Annotated in this window: 18 protein-coding genes, 1 pseudogene and 1 riboswitch; of the genes and pseudogenes, 17 read left to right on the top strand and 2 right to left on the bottom strand. The window is 49.1% G+C overall.

Going from position 1 to position 20,550, the window contains the following annotated elements:
- Positions 1–26 precede the first annotated feature (26 nt).
- From lysA to BMW55_RS09180, 11 genes and pseudogenes are all read left to right on the top strand, one after another.
- Positions 27–1,367 carry a diaminopimelate decarboxylase gene (lysA, locus tag BMW55_RS09225; protein ID WP_089967768.1) on the top strand — a complete coding sequence of 447 codons (1,341 nt, stop codon included), beginning with the start codon at positions 27–29 and terminating at the stop codon, positions 1,365–1,367.
- Positions 1,368–1,436: 69 nt separating this feature from the next.
- Positions 1,437–1,523, top strand: a pseudogene (locus BMW55_RS19690) (peptidase); the annotation flags it as partial.
- Positions 1,524–1,704: 181 nt separating this feature from the next.
- Positions 1,705–3,159, top strand: a complete 1,455-nt coding sequence (locus BMW55_RS09220) for an alanine/glycine:cation symporter family protein (protein ID WP_089967765.1) — start codon at positions 1,705–1,707, stop codon at positions 3,157–3,159.
- Positions 3,160–3,388: 229 nt separating this feature from the next.
- Positions 3,389–4,375, top strand: coding sequence for a COX15/CtaA family protein (locus BMW55_RS09215; protein WP_089967762.1), 987 nt, complete (start codon positions 3,389–3,391; stop codon positions 4,373–4,375).
- A 107-nt stretch (positions 4,376–4,482) separates the two neighbouring features.
- A riboswitch (FMN riboswitch) is annotated at positions 4,483–4,619 on the top strand.
- A 166-nt stretch (positions 4,620–4,785) separates the two neighbouring features.
- Positions 4,786–5,874, top strand: coding sequence for a bifunctional diaminohydroxyphosphoribosylaminopyrimidine deaminase/5-amino-6-(5-phosphoribosylamino)uracil reductase RibD (gene ribD, locus BMW55_RS09210; protein WP_089967759.1), 1,089 nt, complete (start codon positions 4,786–4,788; stop codon positions 5,872–5,874).
- Positions 5,875–5,897: 23 nt separating this feature from the next.
- Complete coding sequence (gene ribE, locus BMW55_RS09205) at positions 5,898–6,536, top strand: riboflavin synthase (protein ID WP_089967756.1); 639 nt, start codon at positions 5,898–5,900, stop codon at positions 6,534–6,536.
- A gap of 22 nt (positions 6,537–6,558) precedes the next feature.
- Positions 6,559–7,755, top strand: a complete 1,197-nt coding sequence (locus tag BMW55_RS09200; RefSeq protein WP_089967753.1) for a bifunctional 3,4-dihydroxy-2-butanone-4-phosphate synthase/GTP cyclohydrolase II — start codon at positions 6,559–6,561, stop codon at positions 7,753–7,755.
- Between the two features lie 16 nt (positions 7,756–7,771).
- Entirely contained in the window at positions 7,772–8,239 is a 468-nt protein-coding gene (ribH, locus tag BMW55_RS09195; protein ID WP_089967750.1) for a 6,7-dimethyl-8-ribityllumazine synthase, read from the top strand.
- Between the two features lie 46 nt (positions 8,240–8,285).
- Positions 8,286–9,017 (top strand): segregation and condensation protein A, encoded by a 732-nt coding sequence (locus BMW55_RS09190; RefSeq protein WP_089968221.1) that lies wholly within the window; start codon positions 8,286–8,288, stop codon positions 9,015–9,017.
- Complete coding sequence (gene scpB / locus BMW55_RS09185) at positions 9,010–9,672, top strand: SMC-Scp complex subunit ScpB (RefSeq protein WP_089967747.1); 663 nt, start codon at positions 9,010–9,012, stop codon at positions 9,670–9,672. Before BMW55_RS09190 ends, scpB begins: the two co-directional genes overlap by 8 nt.
- Before the next feature lie 88 nt (positions 9,673–9,760).
- Positions 9,761–10,516 carry a hypothetical protein gene (locus tag BMW55_RS09180; protein ID WP_089967744.1) on the top strand — a complete coding sequence of 252 codons (756 nt, stop codon included), beginning with the start codon at positions 9,761–9,763 and terminating at the stop codon, positions 10,514–10,516.
- A gap of 31 nt (positions 10,517–10,547) precedes the next feature.
- On the opposite strand, the gene BMW55_RS09175 is transcribed toward BMW55_RS09180, so the two are convergent.
- Complete coding sequence (locus tag BMW55_RS09175; protein ID WP_089967741.1) at positions 10,548–11,378, bottom strand: SDR family oxidoreductase; 831 nt, start codon at positions 11,376–11,378, stop codon at positions 10,548–10,550.
- Positions 11,379–11,558: 180 nt separating this feature from the next.
- Positions 11,559–12,854, bottom strand: a complete 1,296-nt coding sequence (locus BMW55_RS09170; protein WP_089967738.1) for an MFS transporter — start codon at positions 12,852–12,854, stop codon at positions 11,559–11,561.
- A 455-nt stretch (positions 12,855–13,309) separates the two neighbouring features.
- On the opposite strand from BMW55_RS09170, the gene iolG reads away from it, so the two are divergent.
- The 6 genes from iolG to BMW55_RS09140 all read left to right on the top strand — a co-directional run bounded on the left by iolG (position 13,310) and on the right by BMW55_RS09140 (position 20,543).
- The gene (gene iolG, locus BMW55_RS09165) at positions 13,310–14,335 is read left to right on the top strand and encodes an inositol 2-dehydrogenase (RefSeq protein WP_089968220.1); all 1,026 of its coding nucleotides are present in this window, start codon (positions 13,310–13,312) and stop codon (positions 14,333–14,335) included.
- Positions 14,336–14,488: 153 nt separating this feature from the next.
- Positions 14,489–15,493 carry a LacI family DNA-binding transcriptional regulator gene (locus BMW55_RS09160; RefSeq protein ID WP_089967735.1) on the top strand — a complete coding sequence of 335 codons (1,005 nt, stop codon included), beginning with the start codon at positions 14,489–14,491 and terminating at the stop codon, positions 15,491–15,493.
- A gap of 134 nt (positions 15,494–15,627) precedes the next feature.
- Entirely contained in the window at positions 15,628–16,623 is a 996-nt protein-coding gene (locus BMW55_RS09155; RefSeq protein WP_089967732.1) for a Gfo/Idh/MocA family protein, read from the top strand.
- 86 nt (positions 16,624–16,709) lie between these two features.
- Positions 16,710–17,882 carry a Gfo/Idh/MocA family protein gene (locus tag BMW55_RS09150; protein WP_089967729.1) on the top strand — a complete coding sequence of 391 codons (1,173 nt, stop codon included), beginning with the start codon at positions 16,710–16,712 and terminating at the stop codon, positions 17,880–17,882.
- Positions 17,883–18,010: 128 nt separating this feature from the next.
- Positions 18,011–18,973, top strand: a complete 963-nt coding sequence (locus tag BMW55_RS09145; protein ID WP_089967726.1) for a sugar ABC transporter substrate-binding protein — start codon at positions 18,011–18,013, stop codon at positions 18,971–18,973.
- Positions 18,974–19,076: 103 nt separating this feature from the next.
- Positions 19,077–20,543, top strand: coding sequence for a sugar ABC transporter ATP-binding protein (locus tag BMW55_RS09140; RefSeq protein ID WP_425283838.1), 1,467 nt, complete (start codon positions 19,077–19,079; stop codon positions 20,541–20,543).
- Positions 20,544–20,550: the final 7 nt, after the last annotated feature.

The raw sequence follows: 20,550 nt of genomic DNA, 5'->3' as shown, positions 1-20,550 counted from the left end.
CAGAGGCAAGCAAAGGAGAGTGAAGCATGTTTTTGCACGGAACCAGCCGGATTAACAATCAAGGCCACTTGGAAGTGGGCGGTTGCGATACGGTTGAACTGGCTCAAAAATACGGGACGCCGTTATATATTGTGGACGAACAGCTCATCAGACAAAGAATGCGGGAATTTGTCCGTGCGTTTGAGAAGACGGGGCTCTCCTTTCAGGTAGGATATGCGAGCAAAGCTTTCAGCACCATGGCGATGTGCCGGATTGTCGATGAGGAAGGCTTGCTGCTGGACGTTGTCTCGGAAGGTGAGTTGTATACCGCGCTCGCGGCCGATTTTCCCGCGGAACGCATCTATTTCCACGGCAATAATAAGTCTCCCATGGAGATTGAATTGGCGCTTGATGCCGGAATCCGTTTGTTTGTGGCGGATAATTTTGTCGAGTTGGAGATGTTGCAGTCGCTGGCATTGGAAAAAGGAAAAAAAGCCAGTGTGATTCTTCGTGTCAGCCCGGGAGTGGAGGCTCATACCCATGCCTATATTCAAACGGGCCAGGAAGATTCCAAGTTCGGGTTCGATCTTGTCAGCGGCCAGGCCAAACAGGCGGCGCTCCTGGCTCATCAGGCTTCTCATCTTGAGCTCGAAGGATTTCATTGCCATATCGGTTCGCAAATCTTTGAGACAGAAGCGTTTCAATTGGCTGTAGAAAAAATGGCCGGCCTGTCGACGGAATGTTATCGGCAATACGGTATTGAGACCCGTATCTTGAATATGGGCGGCGGATTTGGGATTCGCTATGAAGCTGCCGACACCCCGAAACCGCCCGAGCATTATGTACAGATCATCGCATCTGCCGTCACGCGGGCTTTTGCCCATTTCCCAAGATATCCGGAAATTTGGATTGAACCCGGCCGCAGTATTGTCGGGGAAGCGGGAACCACCCTGTACACCATCGGCACGGTGAAAGAAGTGCCCGGGGTCCGAAAATATGTGGCGGTCGACGGAGGAATGACGGACAACCTTCGCCCTGCCCTGTACAATGCGAAATATGAAGCGATGCTGGCGAACCGGGCGAAGGAAGAAGCAGGTGAAACTGTTTCGATTGCAGGCAAATGCTGTGAAAGCGGGGATATGCTGATCTGGGATATCCGGTTGCCCGAGGTGAGGCAGGGAGATCTGCTGGCGGTCAGCTGTACGGGGGCCTACAACTATTCCATGGCGAATAACTATAACCGGATTCCACGGCCTGCGGTGGTGTTTGTACAAAACGGGAAAGCTGATCTCGTCGTTGAAAGGGAGACGTTACAAGACCTCATTTCCCATGATCGCATCCCTTCACGACTGAAAAAGAAGTCCGAACAGATTCATTCAATAAAATAAATGTATTTGAACCAGTTCCCTGTGGGCTGGTTTTTTTGACCTCTTCAGAGTTGAAAAGGATTTTTTCCAATTCACGTAGACGGCAATCTGGTTTCCGGTCATGCCTGGCCTGACCTGCCCGGATTGATGAAAGAATTTTTGCGACTGCTCAAGTAGGTCCTTCGTCCTGGCAGCCTGTACAGCTGCTTTTTTTACGGTATATCATGCGCGGGAATCGGAAAAATATATATTTTATGGAATAATATTCAAATATTAATCTGATATTTAAAGATTGTTTTACATGTATTAAATAAATTATAATTCTAAATGTGGCTAAAATAAAAATGGGGGGATTTTTTTGGAGCAGTGGGTAAATAAGTTGACTGAGATTTTGTGGAGTTCCCCGCTGATTTATTTATGTATTGGAGTAGGACTATTATTTTCAATCATGACACGTTTTTTGCAAGTCAGACATATAAAGGAAATGATCACCCTCATGATTCAGGGAAAAAGCTCTGAAGCCGGGGTATCGTCTTTCCAGGCTTTATCTCTCGCTCTTTCGGGCCGGGTGGGAACCGGAAATATCGCCGGGACCGCTACCGCCATTGCCTTCGGCGGGCCTGGAGCGGTGTTCTGGATGTGGTTGATTGCTTTCATCGGCGCTGCGACCGCTTTCATCGAATCCACACTCGCTCAGATTTATAAAGTCAAACAGGATGGGCAATATCGCGGCGGACCGGCTTACTACATTGAAAAAGGTACAGGGTGGAAATGGTACGGGATTCTTTTCGCTGTTTCCGCAGTCATCGCCATGAGCGTATTAATGCCGGGTGTACAGTCGAATTCCATTGCCTTAAGTTTGAAAAACGCGTTTGGTCTCAGCCCGACCGTTACAGGCGTCGGGATTGTGGTTCTGTTGGGTCTCATTATTTTTGGCGGAGTCAAAAGAATCGCGGGGGTAGCCCAATATGTAGTACCGTTCATGGCCCTCGGTTATATCCTTGTTTCGCTCTTCATTGTTTTTGCCAATATTGATCAATTACCCAGTGTTTTCGCACTCATCTTTAAAAGTGCGTTTGCCTTGGATTCAGCTTTCGGCGGGATCGTTGGCATGGCGATTTCCTGGGGAGTCAAGCGCGGCATTTATTCAAATGAGGCGGGTCAGGGAACAGGTGCGCATGCGGCCGCGGCGGCCGAAGTGTCCCATCCGGCAAAACAAGGTTTGGTTCAAGCATTTTCGGTGTATGTAGATACACTTCTCGTTTGTTCTGCGACGGCGTTTATGATTTTATTTACCGGGATGTATAACACCCAGGCACCGGATGGAACCTATATCGTTAAAAATTTGGGTGATGTGGAAGCCGGACCGGCATTTACTCAGGCGGCAGTCGAGACGGTTTTCCCCGGTTTCGGAGCCGGATTCGTGGCGATTTCGTTATTTTTCTTCGCCTTTACTACGATTATGGCCTACTATTATATAGCTGAAACGAACATTGCCTATTTAACCCGGGGTAAAGACAGCAAATGGGCGATGTTCGGATTGAAGATTGTTCTTCTCGGGGCATCTTTCTACGGGTGTGTCAAAACGGCAAAATTGGCTTGGGCCTTAGGTGATATCGGTTTAGGCATTATGGTTTGGCTGAACCTGATTGCCATTCTCATCCTGTGCAAACCGGCGTTAAAAGCGTTGAAGGATTTTGAAGAACAGAAAAAGCAAGGAGTCGACCCGGTATTTAATCCTGAAAAGCTGGGCATTAAGAATGCAGATTATTGGACCGATGAGTATTTGCAAGGGGAAAAACAAGTTTCGTGACGTGGGCTTAAGTGTTTGAATAAAAATAGGTTTTCCCTAATAACAGACCGGCTATTTGAGCTGGTCTTTTCTTGTTAACCGATGAGCTATATAAATGCTGATCAAGACTGCCCTTTTTTGCAAGACTGTGTAAACTTTGTGCCTATTGCGTGGCAGATTTACCTTGAAGGGGATGGATGTGGTATGATGAGGTCTGAAAGATCCGCCTTCAAGGGGGAAAGAAAGACAGATGAAAAATTACCGCTTGTTGAGAATACTTGCTCTCATTACTTCGTTCGGCTCCTATGTGATGTTGCTGATGGGAGCGATCGTTTCCAAGACGGGTTCGGGAAAAGGGTGCGGCAACTCCTGGCCATTTTGTCACGGTCAATTGATCCCGGAATCTTTGCCGATTGAAACCGTCATCGAATACAGCCACCGGATCGTTTCCGGCGGAGTCGGTTTTTTGATCCTGATCTTGACCGTTTGGTCCTGGCTGGCTTACCGAACCAACCGCCGGGTGAAAGTATTGGGCTTTATGAGTTTGTTCTTTGTGGTGCTGCAAGGCGCACTCGGGGCTTTGACCGTTGTTTTTGAGGGGGCTTTTGCCAAGAAATTTGCACTGGCGCTTCATTTCGGCTTTTCGTTAATCTCTTTTGCCAGTGTGGTGTTGCTCGCGATCTGCTTATTTCAGTTGCGGGAAGGAACCGCGGCCCGGGTCACGCAGACGGAGCCGAAGGTTTCGATCTCCAAGCGTCTTCATTACGCGATCTGGGGATTGGCGGCCTATACGTATGTGGTCGTCTATACAGGGGCCCTGGTTCGGCATGCGCAGGCCACGATGGGTTGCGGCTATGCATTCCCGCTCTGCGGTGAAACCTATTTCCCCAACCTTTCATCCCTGGCGGGAATTCATATGTTTCACCGATATGCGGCGATTTCGCTTTGGTTGTGTGTGCTCGGCTTCCTCTGGGTGGTGATCCGCCGTTATAAAGAACGTGAGGATCTGTTCAAGGGGAGCTGGATTGCGTTTATCCTGATTACCCTGCAAGCATTGAGCGGAATCATCACTGTGTTCACCGGAGGACAGTTGGTGGCGGCGCTGGTTCATACCACGATCATTTCGATTTTCTTTTCCGCTCTCAGCTATCTCTGCATGCAAGTCGGTCTTCCCTGGAAACGGGAGCAGGAAGAGAGCCGGCCATCTGCTGGTAAAGAGACACCGGTACTGTCTTAGGGAAAAAGAATTGAAGTTGATGGATTGAAAATGTCGGGGACTTTGTTCCTCGACATTTCTTGTTTGTTCAGCTATACTCAAAGTTAGATTCAAATGATTTACCAATCAACATCCTTCGGGGCAGGGTGAAATTCCCGACCGGCGGTGATGGCAGCAGGGCTGCCTCAGTCCGTGACCCGCGAAAGCGGTGGATTCGGTGAAACTCCGGAACCGACAGTGAGAGTCTGGATGGGAGAAGGATGGACAGGATTCGTGTACCCTTTGACCTGTGTTTTTTGCACGGATGTTAAAGGCTTATTTAGCTATGCCTTTTGATAGATCTGTACACGTTCTGCTTCATCCGGAAAAGTATGCCCCGATCGATCACGGTCGGGGTTTTCGTTTTATTTATCAAAGGTAAGGAGACGAGGATGAGAAGGCACGAAGATTGGATGCGTCTCGCATATGAGTTGGCAAAGGCGGCGGAAGGGCAGACCGCTCCCAATCCGATGGTGGGTGCGGTTGCCGTCAAAGAGGGAAGGTTGATCGGCTCCGGATCCCATTTGAAAGCAGGAACTCCGCATGCTGAGGTGCACGCTCTGAATATGGCCGGGACGGAAGCAAGGGGTTGCACCCTTTATGTGACGCTGGAGCCCTGCAATCATTACGGCCGGACCCCCCCTTGTACAGAAAAGATCATCGAGTGCGGGGTCAAAACGGTAGTGGTCGGTTCGATTGATCCGGACAGCAAGGTTTCCGGCAAAGGAATCGCCCGCTTGCGCGAAGCCGGAATCGAAGTGATTCAAGGCGTGCTGGAACCGGAGTGCCTCAAACTGAATGAGGCCTACTTTCATCATCGGCAAACGGGGAAGCCTTTTGTCACATTGAAAACAGCGATGACGCTGGATGGAAAAATTGCCACGGAAAGCGGAGACAGCCGGTGGATTACCGGAGAAGAGTCGAGGCGATATGTCCATGTGTTGCGTCACCGGCATGATGCCATTTTAGCAGGGATCGGCACAGTACTGGCAGACAATCCCCGCCTGACCACCCGTTTGGAAACGGGCGGAAGCCATCCGCTCAGGGTGATCGTCGACAGCCGTCTGCGGATTCCGCTCGATGCGGCTGTGCTTGATACCAGCGAAGCACCGACGTGGGTTTTTACCACGGATCAGCAAGATCCAACGAAAGAAAAGCAACTCCGGGAGAAAGGGGTAGAGGTCATCTCTACCGGACCGGGACCGCGGGTCGATTGGGAAACGGTTCTCCGCCGTCTCGGGGAAAAAGGGGTTCTGTCCCTGTTGGTGGAGGGAGGAGGCGAGGTAAACGCTTCTTTGCTTGCCGAAAAGCGTGTGCAAAAAGTAATCGCCTTTATCGCTCCCAAGTTGATCGGGGGACGAAACAGCCCGACACCGGTGGAAGGGAAAAGCCCGCAAAAGATGGAGGATGCCTTCACTCTGCGTGAGATCAGCATGGAACGCTATGGTGATGATTTCTGTATAACGGGATATCTCACCTGAACTTCAAGTAAAGGCGGGATTCGATGTTTACCGGATTAATTGAAGAAGTTGGCACGATTCGTCAGATTTCCAGGTCCGGCATGGCGATGGAACTGACTGTCCAGTGCAAGAAGGTCCTGGAAGGAACGCAATTGGGAGACAGCATTGCGGTGAATGGCGTTTGTTTAACCGTGACCCGTCTCGGTTCCGATTTTTTTGCCGCCGATGTGATGCCGGAAACCATGAAGCGGACCAATCTGGGCCGTCTGGGGCCTTCATCGCCGGTCAATCTGGAACGGGCACTGGCGGCCGGCCAGCGGATGGGTGGCCATTTCGTACAGGGGCATGTGGATGGGGTGGGAACGATCATCGAACGCCGCCCTTATGAGAATGCGGTTGTTTTTGGTTTTCGCGTATCCCCTGAATTGACTCATTATATGGTGGAAAAAGGCTCGATTGCCGTCAACGGCATCAGCTTGACGCTGGTCGAAGTAGGCAGTGACTTTTTCACCGTTTCCGTCATTCCCCACACGCTCAAGGAGACCCAGCTTCATTCGGCCGCCGTCGGTGATGTGGTGAATATTGAATGTGACATGATCGGAAAATATATTGCCAAATGGGTCGGCCAAACCTCTTCACCAACCCTCAACCTGGAAAAGCTAAAACAAACAGGGTTTGCGTGAATGGAATCGGAGGTGGGAGAACATGCTGTTTCATACTATTGAAGAAGCGTTAGCGGATTTGAAGGAAGGAAAAATGATCATCGTCGTCGATGATGAAGACCGGGAAAATGAAGGAGACTTGGTGGCTCTTGCCGAAAAAGCAACTCCGGAAGTGATCAACTTCATGATTACCCACGGACGTGGCCTGGTCTGCGTGCCGATGACGGAAGAACGGGCCAAAGAATTGGATTTGCCGCTGATGGTACACCATAACACCGATCGGCACGGGACAGCGTTTACGGTATCGGTGGACGCATATACCACCACGACCGGAATTTCCGCCTATGAACGTTCGGAAACGATCCAGCAGTTGATCGACCCCCAAAGGGGACCGGAAGACTTCCGACGTCCGGGTCATATCTTCCCTCTTGTCGCCCGTCCGGGCGGAGTGTTGCGGCGGGCCGGCCACACGGAGGCTGCCGTCGATCTCGCCCGGCTGTGTGATTCCTATCCGGCAGGCGTGATCTGTGAAGTGATCAATGAAGACGGCACGATGGCACGTGTCCCGGATTTAATGAAGCTGGCCGAGAAATTTGACCTCAAAATCATTACCATTCAAGACCTGATTCACTATCGGAGGGCCAAGGAGACCTTAATCGAGCGAGTCGTTTCCGTTCATATGCCGACGGAGTACGGGGAATTCCAAATGGTGGGATATTCCAACCAGGTGGATGAGAAAGAGCATGTCGCCTTCGTCAAAGGAAACATCGATCCGGACCAACCTGTACTGGTTCGGGTTCACTCCGAATGCTTAACCGGAGACGTGTTTGGCTCCCAGCGTTGCGATTGCGGTCCGCAGTTGCATGCCGCCCTGCGCCGGATTGAAGAAGAAGGAACCGGCGTCCTCCTGTATATGCGACAAGAGGGGCGGGGTATCGGTTTGTTGAACAAACTGAAGGCCTATAAACTGCAGGAACAAGGTCTGGATACAGTTGAAGCCAACCTGAGCCTGGGCTTTCGCGACGATTTGCGCGAGTACGGGATCGGCGCGCAGATTTTGCGCGATCTGGGGGTGCGAAAAATGCGCCTCTTGACCAATAATCCGCGCAAAATAACAGGACTTAAGGGTTACGGCTTAGAAATAGTGGAAGTGTTGCCGATCGAATTTACACCCAACAAAAATAACAGGAAATATATGGAGACGAAAAAAACGAAATTGGGCCATCTCTTGCACCTATAATCGAGGAGGAACAGACATGAAAGTATATGAAGGAAACCTGGTTGGAAAAGGATTGAAATTCGGCATTGTTGTCAGCCGGTTTAACGATTTTATCACCAGCAAATTGTTGGAAGGGGCGCTCGATGCCTTAAAACGGCATGGCGCAGACGAGCGGGATGTGGAAGTGGCCTGGGTTCCGGGAGCATTTGAAATTCCGCTCATCGCTGACCAGATGGCGGCTTCGCGCAAATATGACGCGGTCATCACCCTGGGGGCGGTCATTCGTGGCTCCACTTCCCACTATGAATATGTTTGCAGCGAAGTATCCAAAGGCGTTGCCGCAGCAAGCGTGCGCCATCACCTGCCCGTCATTTTCGGGGTGATTACGGTGGAGAACATTGAGCAAGCGATTGAACGCGCTGGCACCAAGGCAGGTAACAAGGGCTGGGAAGCCGCCGTAAGCGCAATTGAGATGGCCAATTTGCAACGTATGTTGCTAAGTTGAGGGAAGGCAAGTGACGGGTAAAGCGGATGTGAAAATCAAGCTGGATATGTTTGAAGGTCCGTTGGACCTTCTTCTCCATTTGATTGAAAAATCGGAAGTGGATATATACGAAGTGCCCATCGCCAAAATTACGGATCAATACATGCAGATTCTGGCTGAAGCGCAGGAGATGGAACTGGACATCGCCAGTGAATTTTTGGTCATGGCCGCCACGTTGGTCGCGATTAAGAGCCGCATGCTTCTGCCCAAGCCGGAGAGTGTTGAAGAAGAGCTGGCTTTCGGGGAAGAAGACGGGTATGATCCGCGCGAGGAGCTGGTGCAGCGACTGCTCGAGTACAAACGGTACAAGCGGCTGGGCGAAGTGCTCAGACAACGTGAAGAGGAGCGCAGCAAAGTATACTCCCGTCCGCCGCTCAACCTGACTCCCTATGCGCCGGAAGTGAATCCATTGGAAGGGCTCAGCCCGGATGATCTCTTGCAAGCGTTTGTCGATGTGCTGAAAAATCGCAAACCTCCCGAACCGATCACCAAGGTCGCCCGGGAAGAGATCTCCGTCAGTGCCCGCATGGAAGAGATTTATCAGGATCTGCTCCGGCACGGGCAACTGTTCTTCTCCAAACTTTTGGTGTGGGATCAGGTGACGAAAGAACGGGTGATCACCACGTTTTTGGCACTCCTGGAACTGATGAAACTGAAGCGAATCGTCTGCCGGCAAAGCCGTCTGTTTGGTGACATCCTGATCGAAAGGCTGGAAGCGGAGGTGGCGCATAATGGATAACCCGGAGATGAAGGCGGTCATTGAGGGCTTGCTCTTTGCTGCCGGTGAAGAGGGATTAAGCGTCAAGGAGATTGCCGAGGTAACAGGTTTGGCCAAACATGAAGTGGAACTATTGATCCATGACTTGCGCGTCGATTGGAAAGAACAAGGGCGCGGATTGCAAATTGTCAAAGTGGCGCAAGTGTACCAGATGACCACCTTGCCTGAACACCGGTCCTATTTCGAAAAACTGGCGCAAGCCCCCACCCGCTCCCAGCTCTCCCGCGCCTCACTGGAGACGTTGGCGATCATCGCCTACCGCCAGCCCATCACCCGGATCGAAGTGGAAGAAATCCGTGGTGTGAAAAGTGACCGCACAATCCAGCAGCTGCAGCGCAAAGGTCTGGTGCGCGAAGTCGGCCGCGCGGAGGGAGCCGGGCGCCCGATTTTATACGGAACCACCAAAGAGTTTCTCGAGTATTTCGGTCTCAACCACATTGATGAATTGCCGCCTCCCGATTCCATCTTCAACTGGCAGGAATGGGAGCAGGATCGCAATGACTTGTACCAACGTCTCGGCATGGAGACAGAGGAAAAACAAGCGGAGGAAACTGACGCAAACGCCAGCGATGTTCCGTTGGACTACTCGGAAAAAACGGAACCGGTAAGTTCGTGAACATAAACCCAAACCCGGCCATGCGTACGTTATCTCGATGGCCGGGTTTATTTCATCATACAAACAGCAACCAGTGTGGAGGATTGCCGTGCTCATCCAAAATTCCGTATTCCATCAGTACATGGAAAAAATAAAGGCTCTGCCTGACAAAATCGAGAAACACCATTTGCTTCAACCGGGTTTTTTATTACACAAAGAAAGCCGGCTCGAAATTTATTACGCTCCTTTTGACTATCTGAATCCGAAAGCCAAAGTGGTGACAGTGGGGATTACCCCCGGTTGGAACCAGATGTTGCTTTCGTATGTACAAGCCCGTGATTCTTTACTGCAGGGGTTATCGCCGGAAGAGACGTGTTATCAAGCGAAGAAACGGGCCAGCTTAGCCGGTTCCACCCGGAACAACCTCATCGGCATGATGGACCGCCTGGCGATTCCGCAAAGGCTGGGGCTTTTCTCCAGCCGTCAGCTGTTTGAATCCCACCGCCATCTCCTGCACACCACATCCCTCATTCGCTATCCGGTATTCGTCAAAGGGAAGAACTACAATGGACACAGCCCCAACCTGTGGCGGACGCCTCTCTTTCGCAAGTATCTGTATGAAGAGGTCGTGGCTGAATTAAATGTGATGCCGGATGCGCTGGTTTTGCCGCTGGGCCGGGCAGTATCCGATGTGCTGATGCATTTGCGGGAGCAAGGCTTGTTAAAAGCAAAACAAATTTTGTTTCAATTCCCGCATCCTTCCGGGGCGAATGGTCATCGGAACGCTCAGTTTGCCCGGAATTTTGAAAGATTGAAACAAGTGGCAGGGGAGTGGGGGGAGAAAATGGGGCAAGGTGAAAGTTGATCGTTTGCTCTCCAACTAGACAGGAATCCCCTTACATTCTCTGTAAAATCATCTTCTCCATCCATTCCCAGGGCAGTATATTTTTCAGATAAATGTTCCTCTTGACTCCTTTGCCCACAGGATATCTCAGTTTGGGATGTTTCGCATTGGCCACTTGTACGATCAAATCGGCCACTTCTTCCGGTTTCCCTGCGTTTTCGGAGATTTTTTGCACTTGATCCGAGATCTTCGCCAATTCCTTCTGATAGGGGGAATGGGCCGTTTTGCCTGCTTGACGGAGACCTTTTCTCCATATCTCTGTTTGATAGGATCCCGGTTCGATCAAAGATACGTATACCCCGTATGGGAGCATTTCCAAACGAAGGGATTCGCTGAAACCTTCGACCGCATGTTTCGAGGAAACATACGGGCTGAGCGCGGGAAAACCGACTTTACCGCTGATGCTGCTGATATTGATGATCTTTCCTTTCCTTCGCTCGCGCATATGGGGGAGAACGGCCTTGGTAACGGTGACTAATCCAAAGAAATTGGTGTCAAACTGCCTCCGGAAATCTTCGATCGAGAGATCCTCGACAAATCCCCCTTCCGCATATCCCGCATTATTGACCAAGACATCGATTCTTCCAAGCCGCCCGATCACGCTGCCCAGCGTAGAGGTGACTTGTTCATGACGGGTGACATCCAGTTCCACGATTTCGATATCTTTGATCTTTTGCTGTTGGATGGCATCTGAAAGTGCTTTCTGCTTGTCCGGGTTACGCATGGATGCAACGACATAGTACCCGCTTTTGGCGAGAGCCAGGCTGGCGAGAAGTCCAAATCCGCTGGAAGTGCCTGTGAGAAAAGCAACGGGTTTTTGCATATCTTTTCACCCTCATGTTTTTCGTTGGGATGATTACAGATTATCGCCGGATCTTCACGCAGTCAACAGACAGCGTTTCAAGTTCCTGTCGCAGATATTCCGCTTCTGTTCCATTCGTTTTTACGGACCAAATGCGGGATGGCCGCCCCAATCATTTCAGACGGCCATCTTTGCATTCGCTTAATTTGCTGATCTTCCATATTCTTTGCGGATTGCCAGGACGAGAAGGCTGGTTGCAATCAGTGACAGGCTTAAAAAGAACAATCCTGCGGTTGCACTTCCGGTAAGGCCCTCCAGCACACCCAACACGTAAGGACCTACAAATCCGCCCAGATTTCCGAACGAATTGATGATGGCGATGCCCACCGCCGCCGCTGCCTCGCTCAGAAACAGTGCCGGCAAAGACCAGAAAGGACCGAAGAAACTGTAGATCCCTGCTGTGGCGATCGCCATCATGATGACCGATACCACCGGGTCGGAGCTGATCGCCGCGCCGATTAACCCCAACGCTCCGATTGCAGGCGGTATGGCAGTATGGATCCGCCTTTCTCCGGTGCGGTCAGAACGGCGGGCCCATACAATCATGGCCATTCCCCCGACAATATAAGGAATCATCGTGATCAAACCTACTTGAGTATTTGATAAAGACTTGGAAAAAGCCTTGATCAACTGCGGCATCCAGAAACCGATTCCATAAAGGCCCAGCACCAGGGTGAAGTAGATGAGAGAAAGATGCCATACCCGCAGATTCTTAAACACTTCTTTCGTCGTATGCTTTTTCATTTTTTGCTTTGCTTCTTGTTCGCGCTGCAACTCCGCTTTCAACCAGTTCTTCTCTTCTTGTGTGAGCCACTTCGCGTCATCCGGGCGGTCCGTCAAATAATAAAAGGTGATGAACCCGAAAATGACCGCAGGCAACCCTTCCAATATAAACATCCAGCGCCATCCGGGCATTCCGAACCAGTCGATATGATCCATGATCCATGTGGATAGGGGTGCTCCGATAATATTGGAAGCCGCCAGGGCCATCATAAAGAGCGCAAAAGCGCGGGCCTGCTCTTTCGCCCGGAACCAATAGGTGATATACAGGATGATTCCCGGGAAAAATCCGGCCTCCGCCACACCGAGTAAAAACCGGAGAATGTACAGGTGGGTGGCATTTTCCGCCCAGGCGGTGATGATGACGACGATCCCCCAGCTGATGAGGATCCGCCCGATCCAAACCCTGGCTCCAACTCTGTGCAGGATCATGTTGCTGGGGACTTCAAAGATAAAATAGCCAAAAAAGAAGATTCCGGAGATAAGTCCAAACACTTCGCTGGTCAACCCTAACGCCTGGTTCATGTCCAAAGCAGCATAGCCTAAATTGACCCGGTCCAGGAAGGCGATGATATAAAGAAGAAATATATACGGAATAATGCGCATTTTAACTTTTTTTATCGTTCGTTCTTCCAGTGATATGGTTGCGTTGGTCATGGAACTCCTCCTCATCCGTGTGACTGATTTGGAATCAAGAACTATTTAAATAATAAAAATAATATGATTATCTATCAATTATGTTATACGATCCGTTCAGAGTCAATATTTATATAGTTACAGGACTTTCGAGAGATGAAACTTCGCTTGGTAAAGCGCTTCAGAATCGATTGTCAGAGGTGTGCTGGTATCAATATTAATTGACGGAAAGTGGTATTGGAATGGTGAATAGGCGGCTTTACTCCAGCAGAATGACTGTTAATTGGTTGAAATATAACCATTGGAAATGATTGATTTCTCGTATAATATATTAATTAATCAAAACTATTGAACATGTAGAAAAGAGGTTATATAATGACAATACGAAAGCGCTTTATATTCTGATATTACAAAATATAAAGCGCTTACGATAAGGGGGAATCGAATTTGCGGATGATGAAAGGTCGTGTGATTTGATGTCCAAAAAAATCCGTTGTGCGGTCCTCGGATTAGGCAGACTGGGGTATTGGCATGCTGAAAATCTCTCCCGGAGGGTGAAGGGAGCAGACTTAACAGCGGTGGCAGATCCGCTGGAAGGACGGGCGGAACAGGTTGCCCGGGAATTGGGAGTGCCGAAATGGTTCCAAAATCCGGATGATGTATTCGAGGATCCGGATATCGATGCTGTGGCGATCGTCACTCCCACCACAACGCATGCAGAAATGATCAAAAAGGCGGCTGCCAGCAGAAAACATATTTTTGTTGAGAAACCGATCACCCATACTGTAGAAGAAGCGGATGAGGTCATCAAAGCAATCCGGGACCATCAAGTCTATTGCCAGGTAGGTTTCATGAGAAGATTTGATCCGTCCTATGTTGAGGCGAAACGGAGGATTGACGCAGGGGATATCGGAAAGCCGATTTATTTTAAAGGTGTTACCAGGGACGGAATTGCACCGCCGCCCAACTTTATTCAACACAGCGGAGGGCTGTTCCTGGATTTTTCCATTCATGATTACGATGCAGCCCGGTTCTTGTTGGGAGCGGAAGTAACATCCGTTACAGCGCTTGGCAGTGTGGTGCACAAGCAATACGTCGCGGAATTTAATGATGTGGACCAGGCATTGACGTACTTGACATTTGATTCCGGTGCGGCAGCCGATATCGAAGCAAGTCGCAATGCGAACTACGGATATGATATCAGAGCTGAAATTATCGGCACGGAAGGAGCCATTCAGATTGGCAATCTGCAACATCATAATCTGAAAGTACTTACAAAAAAGGGCTGTACGCATGATATCGTTCCCGATTTTCCATCTCTGTTTATGGATGCGTACCTTTTGGAAATGATTTCTTTTATTGATTGTTTAAAAAATGACCAAAAACCGCTGGTCGATGAGTACGACGGAAAGATTGCGCTGGAAATTGCCGTTGCCGCCACGAAATCGTACCGGGAAAAAACAACGATCCAGCTGGAGTCGGTTCATTCTGTCAGCAACTAATCTTTTGATATTTTTTATAAGTGGGATTCTATTGATTTTTTAATATTGTATGAGTACAATGACGTTAAGCGCTTTACTTACATGGAACAACAGCAAATGATGCGAAATGAATGAAAGAGTAAAGGTTCTGGGGAAAGAAGGCATGTTGGATCAATGAAACCGACCATCTATGACGTGGCAAGAGAAGCAGGTGTCTCAATAGCAACCGTTTCAAAGGTGATAAATAATCAGCAGGTCGGGAAGAAATCGAAGGAAAAAGTCCTGAAAGCAATGAAGGAGCTCAACTATAAGCCCAGCATTCTTGCATCAGCCCTGACCGGAAAGCCGACATCCACCATCGGTTTCCTGTTGCCCGATCTGGCTAATCCCTTCGTTGCGGAAGTGGCACGCCGGGTAGAAGACCGTGCGCATGAACGGGGCTACAATCTTGTGATCTGCAGCACCGACTTCAACCCGGAAAAAGAGGCTCTCTACATCTCGCTGTTAAGGCAAAAGAGTGTGGATGGGTTTATTTTGGCCGGCAGTTTTAAAAATGTAGAGGTTCTTAGAGAATTGCTTGAGGAACACATTCCGGTCGTGCTGCTTACGGAGTTTTACCCCTCTTTATCGGTGAACAGCGTGAAGGTAGATGATTTCATCGGCGGCTATGAAGTAGCTTCCCACCTGATTTCGCTGGGGCACCAAAAGATAGCGGTCATCGCCGAGGAAGCCAACAGCAGCCGTGAACGCATTCGCGGATATAAACAGGCGCTGCGGGACCATGGGCTTGATATGGATGATGAGATGATTGTCACAAGCGATTCAAGTACAGAAGATGCGGAACGCCTGGCGGGGGAATTGCTGGACCGCTCAGATCCGCCAACCGCGATATTTGCCTGTAATGATCTGTTGGCGATCAGTGTTTTCCTTGCGGCGCGTGAAAGAAAGTTGAGCATTCCGGATGATCTTTCGGTTGCAGGGTATGACAATACCCTGTTATCCAGAAGCACCGACCCTCCGTTAACCACCGTGGCACAGCCGATCCAGGAAATGTGTTCTCAAGCCGTCGATTTTCTCATCGAAGAGATTGAAGGGAAAAGTAAAATCAAACAGCGGATCGTCATGTCGCCGCAGCTGATGATTCGAAAATCGACCGGGGTTTGCCGATTGGAGAAATAAGAGATAAGTAAAAGTGAAGCGCTTCACGTCGTCCGTCTGGGTAAGACGTCGTAGAGAGCCGTTCATCGTGAAGAAAATGTAAAGCGCTTTCTTTCATATACCCGGGCGAATAACCAGCGAAGGAGAGCAGAAAAATGGCTGAAGTCAAAGTTGGAATATTGGGAGCTGGCGGGATTGCCAAGGTACACACCGCGATTCTGAACAAGGATGAGCGAGTGGAGATTGTCGGAGTAGCGGATATTTTTGAACAAAAGGCAGCTGCTTTGGCGAATGAAGCGGGGAATGCCAAAGCCGTTTCAAGTCTGGAAGATTTATTTGAGCTGGGCGTCGATGCGGTATATGTAACCACCCCCAATACGTTGCATGTGGAACCGGTCCTCAAGTGTCTGGAAAATCATATTCATGTCTTTTCCGAAAAACCGATGGCCACCTCTCTGGCAGAAGCGGAGCAAATCAAAGAAGCTGCGGCAAAGTCAAAGGCTGTATACAATCTGGGAATGAATCGCCGCTATGCTTCGGTCTACAAGCGGGTAAAGGAATGGATCGCTTCCGGTGAGGTGACACCTTACTTAGCCAATATCAAGATGAACCGGGGAGAGTTATTAAACCCCGCCTGGACTTCCAATCCCCGGGTGACGGGCGGGTTCCTTTATGAAACACCGTTTCATCTCATGGATTTAAGCCGTTATTTATTTGGCGAAGTGCAAACGGTTCACGTAGAAGCGAGACAAAATATCTCAGACTCGGAACTGGATACTTTTGCGATCATGCTCACCTTTGAATCGGGCACGATCGCGAACTTTGTCACCTATGCTCACGCCGGATGGAGCTTTCCGTTTGAGAGCATCGAGGTTTACGGAAAATATTCTACCATCGCCACCCAGGAGTTGGAGAAGGTAATGTATGCTCCCGGATTAAATCAAGCCGCACAGATCAGCGATTTTTACCAGCTGTCCATCGAGGAAAAATGGGGCTATACAGAAGAAGACCGTCTGTTCATTGATGCCATTGTCAAAGGAACCCAACCTCCGGTCACTGCTGAGGACGGATATCGTTCCATTCAATTGCTTGAAGCCATTTATGAAAGTGCTAAAACAGGAAAAACGATCGATTTTCGGCACAGGGTTTAATGGATGCATTTTCCCGAAGAATGAAGGCGCTTTCCGTTTGGAGAATAATGGGAGAAATGAAACTTGATTGAAAAGGTTGGGAGAATATGAAGCCGAAAAAGCAGATCCGGGTAGGGATGGTTGGCTACAGGCTGATGGGTAGGGCCCACTCTCACGCTTACCGTGATTTTCCGTTCTATTTTGATACAGATACGATTCCGGTCCTGCAAGCGATTGCAGGCCGGAATGAAAAAGCGGTTCAAATCGCGGCAGACAAAATGGGTTGGGCCTCCGTCGAAACGGACTGGCGCCGCTTGATCGAGAGAGATGATATCGATTTGATCGATATCGTCACCCCCAATGATACGCATGCTGAAATCGCGATTGCGGCAGCTGAGGTCGGCAAGCATGTATTTTGTGAAAAACCGCTGGCTATGTCTCTGGAACAAGCCAAACGAATGCTGGAGGCTGTCAATAAGGCCGGAGTGATTCATATGATTTGCCATAATTATCGTTTTGCTCCGGCAGTCCAATTTGCCAAACAGTTAATAGAAGAAGGGCGGTTGGGCAAGATCTATCACATCCGTGCCACTTTCCTGCAGGATTGGTTAATGGACCCTCATTTCCCCCTCATCTGGCGTCTGCGGAAGGAAGTATCGGGAGGCGGGACTCTCGGCGATCTGGGGGCTCATATTATCGACCTGGCGCGATTCTTAGTGGGGGAATTCAGCGAAGTGGCAGGAATGATGGAAACCTTTATCAAAAAACGTCCGATCGGCTCGATGACGGATCATTTAAAGGGGCGGATTGAAAGCGACGAGTGGGGAGAAGTAACCGTTGATGACGCTGCGGTATTTATAGCCCGGTTTAAAAACGGGGCCCTGGGAACCTTTGAATCTTCCCGTTTCAGCAAGGGCAACCGGGCGGGGAATCGCTTCGAGATTAACGGTGAAAAAGGATCGATCCGCTGGGATATGGAGAATTTGAACAATCTGCAAGTGTATCTGGATGATGAACCGGGATTACAAGGTTTCAGGACGATTCATTGCACCGAGGAGGAACACCCTTATGCCGCAGCCTATTGGCCTGCCGGTCATATTATCGGTTATGAGCATACGTTCATCAACATCGTATCCGAGTTAATGAACGGGATATCCAAAGGATATAATCCCAAGCCCGATTTTGAAGACGGGGTTAGAAACCAGGCTGTATTGGAAGCTGTAGAAGAATCCGTCAAAACCCGAAGTTGGGTGAAGGTTTCGGAAGCGATCCACGATTGAGTTGAGAAATAGTCCGTTTCACCCGGAACGGAGTTTGAATTAGACGGACTCATTCCTTGATCCGGATAGAAAGCGCTTCCAACGAATGCATTTTGCTGATTCTTCGCTAAATTAAGGAGGGATTCGTGATGAAAGCAAAAAAAGCGTTGAGCTGGTTTATGGTATTGGCTTTATCGTTTAGTTTCCTAACGGGTTGTAACGCTTTAGCAGGCAAGAACAAGGATAAAATCGTCATCGGTGCGGCGATGCCTGTATTCGATGATAAGTGGCTATCCTACCTGTATGATGCCATGAAAAAGTACGACCAAGAACACATAGAAGTTGAAGTGAAAATGGTGGATGCCAAAAATGACGCCAGCAAACAGTTATCACAAGTGGAAACCTTTCTTGCGGAAGGGGTAGACGCCATTATCATTTGCCCTGTTGATACCAGTGCGGTGAAACCGATGGTCGAAGAAGCCAATTCCGCCAACGTTCCGGTAGTCGTGGTCAATCGAATACCAACCAAAGATGTTTTGGATAAAATCTATGCTTATGTAGGATCCGAATCGATTCAGGCCGGGACCATGCAAATGGAAAAAGTGGCGGAATTGTTGGGCGGAAAGGGCAATGTAGCCATTATGAACGGTGAACTGGGTCACGAAGCTACAGTGAAGAGAACGGAAGGAAATAAACAAGTTGTTAAGAAAAATCCGGGCATGAAAATCGTACGTGAAGGAACGGCCAAATGGCAGAGAGCAGAAGGAATCCAGTTGATGGAAAACTGGATTCAATCCGGGGAGAAAATTGACGCTGTCGTAGCCAATAACGATGAGATGGCGATTGGAGCCATTATGGCCCTGGAAGCCGCAGGCAAACTGAACGATGTTGTTGTAGCCGGTGTTGATGGTACACCTGACGCCCTGGAATATGTAAAAGCAGGAAAGCTGAAAGTTTCCGTGTTCCAAGATCCGATGGGACAAGGCAGAGGTGCGGTGGAAACGGCGGTGAAAGCTGCCAGGGGTGAAAAGTTGAACAACAAATTCGTGTGGATCCCGTACGAATTAATTACGAAAGAAAATGTAGAAAAATATATAAGCAAATGGAAATAAAGAATTGAATGATTGGAGGAGCCGCTCCATCGTTCGTTCAAGCGGCCTCCTCCGGTCATGGCATTGGAGGTGGGAACAGGTGGGCACTGAATATATTCTGGAAATGGAGAATATAAGCAAAGAATTCCCCGGTGTCAAGGCGCTCGACAAGATCCGGCTAAAGGTGAAAAAAGGAACCGTCCATGCATTGATGGGGGAGAATGGTGCAGGTAAATCAACGCTGATGAAAATTATCTTCGGAATGTACACGCCTGACAGCGGAACGATGAAATTTAAGGGAAAAGAATTGAAATTGTCAGGTCCCAAAGATGCACTTGATCAAGGAATATCGATGATCCATCAGGAATTAAGCCCGGTCCCGTACATGACCGTTGCCGAAAATATTTTCCTGGGCAGGGAGCCTGTTTATGGAAAGACCGGATGGGTCAATACAAAGAAAATGATCGAGGATACCAGAAAGTTGTTGCAATCCTTGCAGATTCATGTCGATCCGACGGCAAAGATGAACGATTTGAGCATTGCCAATATGCAAATGGTTGAAATCGCAAAGGCTGTCTCCTATCACGCAGATCTGATCATCATGGATGAGCCCACCTCGGCGATTACAGAGAAGGAAGTGGAGCATCTATTTGAAATCATTCGTTCTTTAAAGAAAAAAAGGGTATCGATCATCTATATTTCCCATAAAATGGATGAAATTTTTAAGATTTGCGACGAAATCACCGTGTTGAGAGACGGCCAATATATCGGGACCCAAGCGGCTGGCGAATTGAACCAGGATTTATTGATTCAGATGATGGTCGGACGGGAGATCAAACAGGTTTTCCATAAGGAGAAGGCTGAAATTAAAGAGGTTGCTTTGTCTGTTAAGAATCTGTCCAGAGCAGGAAAATTCAGCAATGTCAGTTTTGAGGTGAGGAAAGGAGAGATTCTGGGAATCGCGGGATTGATGGGTTCAGGAAGGACAGAACTCATTGAGAGCATTTTTGGCATCCATCCCCCTACGTCCGGTGAAATTTATCTTCATGGCAACAGAGTAAAGATCCATTCACCCGCAGATGCGATCCGGCACAAAATGGCGTTGTTAACCGAAGACCGTAAATTAACGGGTGCTTTTCTCCCGCTCTCCGTCAGGGATAATATGACGATTTCAAGTCTGGATCGTTTTATCAAGTATGGTCTCGTTCACAGCAAGTCGGTCAAGAAGGCATGTGATGAACAGATCGAACGGTTAAATATAAAAACCCCCAATTTAAATCAGCTCATCTTGAATTTAAGCGGAGGAAACCAGCAAAAGGTGCTGTTGGCCAGATGGCTGCTCAATGACCCTGATGTACTCATTTTAGATGAACCGACCCGGGGGGTGGATGTAGGGGCCAAATCAGAAATACACAAGCTCATGTCAAAATTGGCCCGGGAGGGAAAAGCCATCATCATGATTTCCTCTGAGTTACCGGAGATTTTGGGCATGAGCGATCGAATCATCGTCATGCATGAAGGGAATAAAAAGGGAGAATTAACCAGAGAAGAAGCGAGCCAGGAAAAAATACTGGAACTGGCTTACCAGTAGAGAAAGC

The organism is Lihuaxuella thermophila (assembly GCF_900110165.1).
Classification (GTDB): Bacteria; Bacillota; Bacilli; order Thermoactinomycetales; family Thermoactinomycetaceae; genus Lihuaxuella; species Lihuaxuella thermophila.
Note: the sequence above shows the minus strand (reverse complement) of the source record. Positions and strands in the feature narration are given on the sequence as shown.

Excerpts from the sequence above, each read along its gene's own strand:
- lysA (WP_089967768.1), top strand. The coding sequence starts at position 27 with ATGTTTTTGCACGGAACCAGCCGGATTAACAATCAAGGCCACTTGGAA.
- BMW55_RS09215 (WP_089967762.1), top strand. The coding sequence starts at position 3,389 with ATGAAAAATTACCGCTTGTTGAGAATACTTGCTCTCATTACTTCGTTC.
- ribD (WP_089967759.1), top strand. The coding sequence starts at position 4,786 with ATGAGAAGGCACGAAGATTGGATGCGTCTCGCATATGAGTTGGCAAAG.
- ribE (WP_089967756.1), top strand. The coding sequence starts at position 5,898 with ATGTTTACCGGATTAATTGAAGAAGTTGGCACGATTCGTCAGATTTCC.
- BMW55_RS09200 (WP_089967753.1), top strand. The coding sequence starts at position 6,559 with ATGCTGTTTCATACTATTGAAGAAGCGTTAGCGGATTTGAAGGAAGGA.
- ribH (WP_089967750.1), top strand. The coding sequence starts at position 7,772 with ATGAAAGTATATGAAGGAAACCTGGTTGGAAAAGGATTGAAATTCGGC.
- BMW55_RS09190 (WP_089968221.1), top strand. The coding sequence starts at position 8,286 with ATGTTTGAAGGTCCGTTGGACCTTCTTCTCCATTTGATTGAAAAATCG.
- scpB (WP_089967747.1), top strand. The coding sequence starts at position 9,010 with ATGGATAACCCGGAGATGAAGGCGGTCATTGAGGGCTTGCTCTTTGCT.
- BMW55_RS09175 (WP_089967741.1), bottom strand. The coding sequence starts at position 11,378 with ATGCAAAAACCCGTTGCTTTTCTCACAGGCACTTCCAGCGGATTTGGA.
- BMW55_RS09170 (WP_089967738.1), bottom strand. The coding sequence starts at position 12,854 with ATGACCAACGCAACCATATCACTGGAAGAACGAACGATAAAAAAAGTT.
- iolG (WP_089968220.1), top strand. The coding sequence starts at position 13,310 with ATGTCCAAAAAAATCCGTTGTGCGGTCCTCGGATTAGGCAGACTGGGG.
- BMW55_RS09160 (WP_089967735.1), top strand. The coding sequence starts at position 14,489 with ATGAAACCGACCATCTATGACGTGGCAAGAGAAGCAGGTGTCTCAATA.
- BMW55_RS09155 (WP_089967732.1), top strand. The coding sequence starts at position 15,628 with ATGGCTGAAGTCAAAGTTGGAATATTGGGAGCTGGCGGGATTGCCAAG.
- BMW55_RS09150 (WP_089967729.1), top strand. The coding sequence starts at position 16,710 with ATGAAGCCGAAAAAGCAGATCCGGGTAGGGATGGTTGGCTACAGGCTG.
- BMW55_RS09145 (WP_089967726.1), top strand. The coding sequence starts at position 18,011 with ATGAAAGCAAAAAAAGCGTTGAGCTGGTTTATGGTATTGGCTTTATCG.
- BMW55_RS09140 (WP_425283838.1), top strand. The coding sequence starts at position 19,077 with ATGGAGAATATAAGCAAAGAATTCCCCGGTGTCAAGGCGCTCGACAAG.